We start from the raw sequence: 7,991 nt of genomic DNA on the forward strand, positions 1-7,991 counted from the left end.
GAGCTTCCCCGCCCGATGTATCCGTTTGACAAGGATATGAGCTGGCAAGCGTGAAAGTAAACTGTGTAAGTTTAGCGCACTATTTGTGCGTTTTAATTAAAATGAAGCGGACACATTTTTGGCAAGAGGTTCCCTATAGTTTATTTTAAACACAGCGAATGGACAAAGGTAAAAAGCTCTTTGACATCGCTTCCTATAATAAGTTGTACCTGATTCGAGCGTTTAATTACCCCTTTAACACAAGAAAGTTTTTCCAGCTCATAGTAATCGATTGTATCAGTATGTTTTACTTGAATGCGTAACCTTGTTGCACAGTGTTCAACGGATATAATATTTTCGTTCTTTCCGCACAAGCTGACAATCCTGCAAGCACAGTTATAACGGATATGAGTTGGTGTACTCATCGGCTTTCCCGTATCTTTTTACGCACGGGTAAAATTCCGCCCGGATATACGGATAGATAATCCGCATTCATATCAAGAAAGCTTTGGGTAAGCGATAACTCACCGGCAAATTCGCCGCAAAGCCCCGCCTTTATGCGGTGTTTGTGAGCATTTGCAATCGTCATTTCAATTAACCGTAATACCGCAAGACTATGCGTATCATAACAGCGCATAAGATCCGTATTTTGTCTGTCGATTGCCAAACAATACTGCACCAAATCGTTTGTCCCTATGCTGAAAAAATCGACGAGTGGGGCCAATTCATCCGATAACAATGCAGCCGCCGGCGTTTCAATCATTATGCCGATTTGTATATTTTCATCAAATGGAATTTTTTCTCTTTTTAAATCGCTTTGTACTTGATACAGTATCTCTTTTATTTTTTTTACTTCATCGACAGCTATAATCATCGGGAACATAATAGCCATATTGCCGAATACCGAAGCACGTAATAACGCTCGCAATTGTGTAATAAATATATCCGTATGGAAAAGTGAAACCCTTATTCCCCGTATTCCCAATGCAGGATTTTCTTCAGATTTTAAATGTAAACATTCTGTAAGGTACGGGCTTATTTTATCGGAACCTATATCAAGCGTTCTGACGGTAAGCGGTTTTTTCCCCAATTTTTCAAGGAGCGTTTTATAGAATTCAAAAAGCTCTTGTTCGGCCGGAAGTATGGTCCGATTAAGATAAAATACTTCCGTTCTAAAGAGCCCGATTCCTTCTGCATCGTTTTTCAATGCAACTTCTATATCTTCAAGACTGCCGGCATTAGCAAAGAGTTTTATCTTTTTTCCGCTTATGCTTTTTGTTTCCATACCTATTAACGTTTGTAATTCATTTTGAACTTCCAATATCTTTTTCCGCTTTATTTCCATTGCATCGATTGTCTTTTTATCAGGAACAAGGTATGCCGTTCCCTGTGTTTCATCGATAATACAATCGCAATCCGTATGTTTTTCCGAAAATATAAAACCGGTACCCAATAAGGCAGGTATTCCCAATGAATTGGCTATAATGGCAAGATGTGAGGTAACGGCACCGTTTGTCGTAATAATTGCACGCAATGTATCTTTAGAAAATGAGGCAATATCGCTCGGTGTGAGTTCTTTTGCAACAATAATAACCGGTTCTTTTAATGCAATAGGTTGCTGTTGTTTTGCGCATAATACGGCAATAAGTCTTTGCGCAATATCTTCTATATCTTTTACTCTGCCTTTAATATATTCATCGTCTACCGATTGCAAATCCGCAATAAATTCTTGAGCGGTTTTTTGTATCGCCGTAACCGCATTTGCATATTCATCTTCGATTTTTGCGGTAACCGACGATAAAAAATCTTCATCCTCCAACATCATTTTATGAATTTGAAAAATCTCTTTTGCGTCGTCATTTTTTGCCGTATCCATACTGTCGTATAAACGGTCCAGTTGCTCTAAAGCTTTTTTTTGAGCTGCAAAAAACCGTTTTTTTTCCGCAACGCAATCTGAAATATTTTCCGTAGAAATTACCGCTTCTTCTTTTTTAAAAAAGAATAATTTACCGAAAATAATATTTTGCGAAACGGCAAAACCTTTTAGTATTTCCATCAAAAATTTTCCTCAATGAATGAAAATATTGTTTGTGAGGCGACTTCTTCATCCGAACCCGTTACACTTATGTGTATAGTATCTCCTTTTTTTATTCCCAACTTCATAAGTGCAAATAATTTTTTTGCACTGGCGGTTTTACCGTTGCAGGAAATACTTATTTCAGATAGAAATTCCGAAGCCTTTTTTACCAAATATCCGGCGGGACGGGCGTGTACACCGTTTTCTGCAGCAATCGTATAATATTTTTCTTTCATTTATTTTTTCCTTTTGTTATTTGAATAAAATCCGAACCAGCATCTATTGTTATGCCTTTCGTTACGTCAACTAAAAAGTCAACGGTTTCAAATTCGGCACTATTGGTAACGGTTACCGGAGTTATAATATTATAGCCGGCTGCTTTAATCGCAACAATATCGAATTCCAACAACAAATCTCCCTTTTTAAAAGAAGCATTTTCTTTTGTATGAACGATATAGTATTTTCCTGCAAGCTGAACCGTTTCCAGGCCTACGTGAATCAATAAATCAATTCCCGTTTTACTCATTAAACCGAGAGCATGATTTGTGTCCGACAGTATAGATGTATATCCGTCAAACGGAGCAAAAACTTTACCGACTGACGGTATTATTGCAATTCCCAAGCCCATCAAATTTTGGGAAAAAGCTTCATCCGGAACATCTTGCAACGAAACACATGTTCCGGAAAGCGGTGCGTATACGATGGTTTTTTCCTGTCTTTTAAAAAACATTATTGTTCTCCTGCTTTTGTATTACAAAGTGCATTTTTCAGCCGTTGTATATGCAAAATTAAATATGCTTTTTCTTCACTGCTTACGGTATGATTGTATTTTTTTTGTAAATGTTCGCTTATTAATTTTACACAACAATACGATTCGGGGTATAATGTGTAGACTTTGTTAAATAATGCAGACTCTTCAATATCGTAATCTTCACCGTTTTTCAAACGCTGTGCAAAAAACTTTATATGCGTCAACAATCTATACCATGCAAAAGAATGTTCGTCATAGCGATTTTTTAAGTAATCATTTATAATGTTTACAATATCGTCGATTATTTGTGTGATGTCGGTAACAGTGTGCATATCGATATTCAATTCCGCATTAACAAAGTGCATCGCAATAAAACCCGCTTCATCATTTTCAAAGTGAATACCGGTTTCTTTTTCCATAAGCTCAAGCGCTTGTTTCGATACGGCATACTCTGTAGGATAAAACCGTTGAATATCGGTAAGAAGAGGATTTTTTAAAATTATATTTTGTTTATATCTTTCAATCGCTATACCGATATGATCCGACAACGTTACATAAATGGTATCATGCAGTATAGGCAGCCGGCTTTTAGCTGCGCAAATAATTTTTTCCGTTAATAAAATATATGCAATCGGTATTTCCGCTACAATCTGTTGAAACCGTGATTTTACTTCATCCGTATCGGGTGTAAAAACTTTTTCTATTTTGTTTTCTTGAACGGTATCTCCGATGCGGCAGCCGAATCCCAATCCTTTACCTAATGCTATCTTTTCTATGTTGTTTGAGTCCGTACAGATAATTGCATTATTATTCAAAATTTTTATAATTTTCATACGCTTTATTCACTATGTATTTGAATCGTATCTCCACCTTTAATATGCTTTAACAGCAAAAGATATTTTTCCGGTATGTATCCGATACTGTTTACCCGATTGTCGTGCGGAAGATTTTTTCGGGTAATTTGGATTTCACCGCTGTACCGCATATATTTTTCATTGTCAACGGTAAGTGTACCTTTCGGTCGTTTTTCCGTACCCTCTACAGGAACCGTTTTTCCTCGTGTTGCATATTCTCTGCTTTCTTGAAAACGCAGTAAAGCGCGCGGTGAATCGGGACGAATGGTAAAGATTTTGTCATGCAAGTATGTATATTCTTTTTTTAATACAACCGGTACGGTATAAATATTTTCCGTTACAAATTTACGAATATATTCATATTCTTTACGACTGATAATTCCGTCGCCGACAAAAACATGCGATACGGTATATTTTTTTACCGTATCGATATATGCCGCGTAGGGGGAGATTTTTCGATGTTTTTCCAAAGTAGGCAGCCCTTCGTAAAGCGGACCGCGCAAAAGATTATCGCCCGGAATAAATGAAAAAACGTTTATATTATGCTTGCGCAACCGTGTATTAATACGTTTGAATGTTTTTTTATCAAGTCCCGTCTCGGGGCGGGGATAATAATTATGCATTGCGTACAATTTGCCGCCGTTTTTTTTCAGTGCAATAATATCTTCCGTTTTTAAGGTAGACGCATTTACACACAGGGGAACTTTCTTTAAAAGTTCGGCCAGTTCCTGTAAAGAAAATCCGTAATCTGCCCGCACTATTGAAATTCCCAATTTTTTTACCAAAGCGACGATATCCGTTTCATTAAAAACATGCAGCGTTCTCGGCGAAACATCCGCAATAATTCGATATCCCATATCTTTAAGTTCACAGCACATACGGTATAGCTGCTTGCTGTAATCCTCATCAAATTCTTCCGCAATATGTAAAGAGGTAAAAATCATTGCCCCCTTTGTATACAAAAGGGGCAATGTATCTTTTACGGAGTCAAATTGTGATTTAAATACCGACCAGCCGAGTGTTTTACACATTTTCCAAATCTTTAGGTTTTATAACCAATTTGGTAATGATAAAACCTGCAACATAAGAAATAACAAGACCGAAAAAATAGTTAAGCATGTGTTGCGGTTGAATGATTGCAATGGCAACAAGTCCTGACGGTCCCCATGCGCTTGACATTACATGAGTCAGCATGACATAAGCTCCGCCAAAACCGGCCCCCAAACCCGCCGTAATAAACGGTTTAAATAAGGGCAGCGTAACGCCGTAAATCAGCGGTTCGCCGACTCCCAAAAAACCTGCCGGTAAAGCGCCGGTTATTACTTTTTGTATTCTTTCATTTTTGACTTTTTTTGCAACTAAATAAATGGCTATCGCCGCTCCTACCTGTCCGGCACCCGCCATAGCTAAAACAGGGAACAATGAAACACCGCCGAAAGCTTCAAGCTGTACAGCATAAATCGGTATTAAACCGTGATGTAAACCGAGCAATACCATCGGTAAAAACACTGCTGCAAGGATATATCCGCTTGTTATGCTGATAAAAGGATTTTGTGACATAATGATAACTTTTAATCCCGCAACCATTCCGTCTGAAATAAATCCGGCAGTCGGCATAATGATAAAAACGAAAAGAATTGTCGTAATAAGCATCGTTAAAAACGGTGTCAGTACCAGATCCAATACATCGGGAATCTTTTTTCGTAAAAACCTTTCTATTTTAGACAAAATCCATACACCGGCGATCACACCGATGACACCGCCTTTTCCCGTAGTCAAAATGGAGTTTAGCGGAACCTCTGCATTAAATAAACCGAATATCTTTGAAATTGCAGTAATATTTGCACCGATTGATATAGCCCCGATCATACCGCCGAGGGCTTCCGTTGCACCGAACAACTTGGCTGCATTAATGCCGGTATAAACGGCAAAATAACCGAAAAAGCCGCCGCCGATAAGCGCTGCGGATAATTGTGCAACTTTCCAAAATCCCGTATCCGGTAAAATCTTTTGTCCCTGCAAAGTACCGAGAAGACTTGCCAAGCCGTTAAACAATCCCGCTGCAATAACCGCAGGTATTAACGGGATAAAAATATTTGCTATTACACGTATAAATGTTTTTACGGAATTTTGTTTTTGTTTTGATTTGATTCTTTCTTTGTTTTCCTTCCAATTTTCCGTAACATTTGAAACAAACCCTGTCGTTGCCAAAATAATATCCGTTATTTTTTTTGCTTTGCCCGGACCAAGCACTATTTGGAAACTTTTGTCATCACAAATAAGCCCCAAAACACCGTCTGTTTTTTTTAACGCTTCGGTTTGTACCAACGAGGGATTCGATACGGTAAGACGACATCTTGTCATACAATTGGTAATACCGATTAAATTCGATTTTTCTCCGCAAAGTGAGATAATCTTTTTTGCCAGTTCTTCATTATTCATAATATTCTCCTCCTTAAAAATAATGTAAACCTACATTTTGCATATATGTCCTTCAGCTTCCGTCAATCTTTTCCGCGCTTCTTCTACCGTAGTGTGCAATAAAAGACTTGCTACTGAAAGTTTAACACTTCCGCCGGTTTCATCCAACATCTTGCGAGCTGTCTCTCTGGTACAGCCAACCGCAGCCATTACATTGTTTTCCGCCCTTACATGCAATTTTTCGTTTGTTTGCATAAGGTCAACCATCATGTTTTGATAAACTTTACCGATACCGACCATACTTCCCGTTGAAATCATATTCAACACCATTTTTTGTGCAGTTCCCGCTTTTAAACGTGTGGAACCGGTTAATACTTCAGGACCGACAAGTAATTCTATGGCGATTTCGGCTTCACTTGAAATTTCCGCATTTTTTGTACAGGAAATTGCGATTGTTTTACAACCGAGTTTTTTTGCAAATCTAAGCCCGTATACAACATAGGGCGTTCTTCCGCTTGCCGCCAAACCGACTACTACGTCTTCGGACGATATGTTTTTTCTCCGTAAATCCTGTTCGCAAAGTGTATGGCTGTCCTCCGCACCTTCCACCGCTTTTAGAAAGGCTTTGTCGCCGCCCGCAATCAAACCGATAACGGTATTGTCGGAAACTCCGAACGTCGGCGGACATTCTGCTGCATCGAGCATTCCCAATCTTCCGCTTGTTCCCGCTCCGATATATATAATACGCGCATTATTTTTTAATGCTTTTGTTGCATATTCGATAGCTTTTGCTATTTGCGGAAGTTGTGCTTTAACCGCTTCGATAACGCACAGATCTTCTTCATTCATTATCGTTGCAATTTCCAAAGCGGACATACTGTCCAAATGTGTCGTTTTGGCATTTCGTTTTTCTGTTGCCAATTTTGAAAGGTCAATCATGTTGATTCAAACTCCTTGTCGATACACTGCCAAACCACAAGCGGCAAAAAAAAAGACAAAACCGCTCTTTTGAATAAGATTCGGTTTTGCCTGCTTTACAGTAACAATCCTATTGTGATAAGGATAACTCATACCGTTTTTTTTGTCAAGTTTTTTATTTTGTACTCAAGTTTTTCGCTGCTTTTATTGTCGTATAAGTGTCAATTCAATATCGCTTAAGGGCAATTCTCCGCGTTCCAAGGGATTTCCAACGGTGGAAAGTTCAAGGACTGCGCACTGTGCACCGGCACCGGAGTTTTCGCCGCGGTGCGCAGCTTTTTTGGGATACGAGAAGCGAGTTTTGCTTTTACAACGAAACGCGCGAATGCGCCGACGCTTTGGAACAAACGAAAGTTGCCGTCAAGGAAGGAACCTGTCCCGTTGTGCTTTCCGATTCCGGCGACAACCCTACGGCCGGATCTTCGCAAGACGTAAGAAACTTTTTAAAGATGATTATCGCCGATCCGGTGTTGTCGTCGCTCGAACCGCCCCTGTGCTATCAAGCGTTTTACGACCCCAAACTTGTGGAAGCGGCCTTTAAAGCGGGCGAGGGCAATACGGTAAGCGGCACATTGGGCGCCGCCTTTGATAAAATAAAAAGTTCTCCGATCCCCGTCAACGCGAAGGTTAAAAAACTGTGCAAAGCATGGGCCGGCGCTCAAAACAGCGATATGGCGCTTTTGGACGTGCAGGGCGTCGATGTTGTCGTTACGAGCAAACACGTCGGCTGTTACGATCCCGAAATGATGCGGGCATTGGGCGTCGAACCCGAAAAACTGAAAGTTATCGTCGTCAAGCTCGGCTACCTTGAGCCGGAGATCCGCGCGATTGCAAAGCGTTCCATGCTTGTCCTTACCGACGGCAGTACAAACGAAATATTTACGCGCTTGGAATACAAGGAGCTTCCCCGCCCGATGTATCCGTTTGACAA

The 7,991-nt window shown here is 39.8% G+C and carries 9 protein-coding genes; 1 reads left to right on the plus strand and 8 read right to left on the minus strand.

Features of this window, described 5'->3' with window-relative positions; all coding sequences use genetic code 11:
* Positions 1 to 140: 140 nt before the first annotated feature.
* The 8 genes from HMPREF9193_RS00635 to murQ are packed head-to-tail and all read right to left on the minus strand — an operon-like array spanning position 141 to position 7,021.
* Positions 141 to 404 carry a PTS sugar transporter subunit IIB gene (locus HMPREF9193_RS00635; protein WP_021686096.1) on the minus strand — a complete coding sequence of 88 codons (264 nt, stop codon included), beginning with the start codon at positions 402 to 404 and terminating at the stop codon, positions 141 to 143.
* Entirely contained in the window at positions 401 to 2,035 is a 1,635-nt protein-coding gene (gene ptsP / locus HMPREF9193_RS00640) for a phosphoenolpyruvate--protein phosphotransferase (protein WP_021686097.1), read from the minus strand. The genes HMPREF9193_RS00635 and ptsP overlap by 4 nt, the downstream gene beginning before the upstream one ends.
* The gene (locus HMPREF9193_RS00645) at positions 2,035 to 2,292 is read right to left on the minus strand and encodes an HPr family phosphocarrier protein (protein ID WP_021686098.1); all 258 of its coding nucleotides are present in this window, start codon (positions 2,290 to 2,292) and stop codon (positions 2,035 to 2,037) included. The genes ptsP and HMPREF9193_RS00645 overlap by 1 nt, the downstream gene beginning before the upstream one ends.
* Complete coding sequence (locus tag HMPREF9193_RS00650) at positions 2,289 to 2,786, minus strand: PTS sugar transporter subunit IIA (protein ID WP_021686099.1); 498 nt, start codon at positions 2,784 to 2,786, stop codon at positions 2,289 to 2,291. The genes HMPREF9193_RS00645 and HMPREF9193_RS00650 overlap by 4 nt, the downstream gene beginning before the upstream one ends.
* Complete coding sequence (gene licT / locus HMPREF9193_RS00655; protein WP_021686100.1) at positions 2,786 to 3,640, minus strand: BglG family transcription antiterminator LicT; 855 nt, start codon at positions 3,638 to 3,640, stop codon at positions 2,786 to 2,788. The genes HMPREF9193_RS00650 and licT overlap by 1 nt, the downstream gene beginning before the upstream one ends.
* Before the next feature lie 5 nt (positions 3,641 to 3,645).
* Positions 3,646 to 4,692, minus strand: a complete 1,047-nt coding sequence (locus HMPREF9193_RS00660; RefSeq protein WP_021686101.1) for a MupG family TIM beta-alpha barrel fold protein — start codon at positions 4,690 to 4,692, stop codon at positions 3,646 to 3,648.
* Entirely contained in the window at positions 4,685 to 6,103 is a 1,419-nt protein-coding gene (locus tag HMPREF9193_RS00665; RefSeq protein ID WP_021686102.1) for a PTS transporter subunit EIIC, read from the minus strand. Before HMPREF9193_RS00665 ends, HMPREF9193_RS00660 begins: the two co-directional genes overlap by 8 nt.
* 30 nt (positions 6,104 to 6,133) lie before the next feature.
* Positions 6,134 to 7,021, minus strand: coding sequence for an N-acetylmuramic acid 6-phosphate etherase (gene murQ / locus HMPREF9193_RS00670; protein WP_021686103.1), 888 nt, complete (start codon positions 7,019 to 7,021; stop codon positions 6,134 to 6,136).
* 278 nt (positions 7,022 to 7,299) lie between these two features.
* Between murQ and HMPREF9193_RS00675 the strand changes: the two genes are divergently transcribed.
* Positions 7,300 to 7,991, plus strand: a 692-nt coding sequence (locus HMPREF9193_RS00675) for an MlrC C-terminal domain-containing protein (RefSeq protein WP_245565484.1), incomplete at its 3' end; no start/stop codon positions are given.

This window comes from Treponema lecithinolyticum ATCC 700332 (genome assembly GCA_000468055.1).
In the GTDB taxonomy this organism is placed as follows: domain Bacteria; phylum Spirochaetota; class Spirochaetia; order Treponematales; family Treponemataceae; genus Treponema_C; species Treponema_C lecithinolyticum.